General features: G+C 64.4%; 2 protein-coding genes. One reads left to right on the forward strand and one right to left on the reverse strand.

The window, feature by feature from the left end; translation table 11 throughout:
- Positions 1–180: 180 nt before the first annotated feature.
- Positions 181–699: a TetR/AcrR family transcriptional regulator gene (locus A5652_RS21020; protein WP_369805843.1), complete on the reverse strand. Its 519-nt coding sequence runs from the start codon at positions 697–699 to the stop codon at positions 181–183.
- 159 nt (positions 700–858) lie between these two features.
- Between A5652_RS21020 and A5652_RS21025 the strand changes: the two genes are divergently transcribed.
- On the forward strand, positions 859–1482 hold the full coding sequence (locus tag A5652_RS21025; RefSeq protein WP_067356130.1) for a TetR/AcrR family transcriptional regulator: 624 nt from the start codon (positions 859–861) through the stop codon (positions 1480–1482).
- Positions 1483–1618: the final 136 nt, after the last annotated feature.

Genomic DNA, 1618 nt, shown 5'->3' on the forward strand with positions numbered 1-1618 from the left:
CGCGACCGGCCTTCCCGTCCTGTCGGCGCTACCCGGCCAATTCCTGCTCAAGGATCTGGTGCTGATCGGAGTTGCCGTGTGGTCCCTGGGTGATTGCTTGCGGCCGTGCCCGCTTCGCGCGCTAAGCCTGCCCGGATCAGCGCTTGAAAAGCGTTCCCCTGATTAGTTTTTTCGCCGAGCTCACCGTGGCGTCATAGGCCGTCGGCGGCAAAGTGCCCGCTTGCTCCGACAGACCACGCGCCAGCGCGCAGATGGTCTCCGCCGTGGCCGTCGTGCCGATGCCGGGGGCGAGCATCCCATGCGCCCGGGCATCCTCGATGATCTCGGTGACGACGTCGTGTAGGGCCTTGGAACCCGGATAATCTCGCGGAAGGTCTCGAAGCCCGTATTTTGCTCTTCCCACTCGCCCGAAGCCATGACGTTTTCCGCCCGGATCGCCCATTCGAACGCGGCGAGGTCCGGGTACTCGCGCATCAACTGTCCGCATTCGTCGAGCACGGCTTCGATTCGGTCGATGACGTTGCCCGGGCGTTGTGCGGCCTGCCGCAGGCGGGGCATGGACGCGTCAGCCCGGGCCGAGATCGTCGCCTTGATCAGTTCCGACTTGTTGGGAAAGTAGTTGTACAAGCTGGAGCTCGTCACGTTCGCCATGCGGGCGATCTCACGGATCGTGGCCTTCGAATAGCCGACCTCGGCCACACACCTCATGGTTGCGAAAATGATCCGCCGGCGAGTTTCCTCGCCACTGGCGCCCACGGGGCGGCCCAGCTGTGTTCGGGTCATGGCGGATCGGATCCTCACTGATATGTGGTCGAATATATTCGACCGACCAACGACTTCCGGCTCCCGCGGAGGTGCATGACCGCTACGCCGTCGCAGCTTGGGCGTCCGGTGGGCGCGAATGCTGAGCAGACTCGCCGACGAATCATCACCGCGGCAATGCGCTGCGTGGGCGAGGTCGGCTATTCGCAAGCGACGATCCGCGAAATCGCCCGCGCGGCCGAAATGACCAGCGGCAGTCTGTATCACTACTTTCCGAACAAGTCCGAACTGCTCAACGCGACGGGCGAGGAAATCGAGGAGATCGTGTCGCACCGGCTGCGTTCCGCCGCCGCAGACCGCGATCACGCCGTAGATCGACTCGATGCGGTGCTCGACGAATGCGGACAACTGATGCGCGACTATCCGTACCTGGCCGCGTTCTTGCGGGCGATGCGAGCCCAGAGCAATGCACAGCTGCGGCGTGGCAGCCCAAGATATCCGGGTTCCAAGGCCCTACACGACGTCGTCACCGAGATCATCGAGGATGCCCGGGCGCATGGGATGCTCGCCCCCGGCATCGGCACGACGGCCACGGCGGAGACCATCTGCGCGCTGGCGCGTGGTCTGTCGGAGCAAGCGGGCACTTTGCCGCCGACGGCCTATGACGCCACGGTGAGCTCGGCGAAAAAACTAATCAGGGGAACGCTTTTCAAGCGCTGATCCGGGCAGGCTTAGCGCGCGAAGCGGGCACGGCCGCAAGCAATCACCCAGGGACCACACGGCAACTCCGATCAGCACCAGATCCTTGAGCAGGAATTGGCCGGGTAGCGCCGACAGGACGGGAAGGCCGGTCGCG

Source organism: Mycobacterium sp. 1165178.9 (assembly GCF_001673555.1).
Classification (GTDB): Bacteria; Actinomycetota; Actinomycetes; order Mycobacteriales; family Mycobacteriaceae; genus Mycobacterium.

Coding starts and splice junctions, on each gene's coding strand:
- A5652_RS21025 (WP_067356130.1), top strand. CDS start 859: ATGACCGCTACGCCGTCGCAGCTTGGGCGTCCGGTGGGCGCGAATGCT.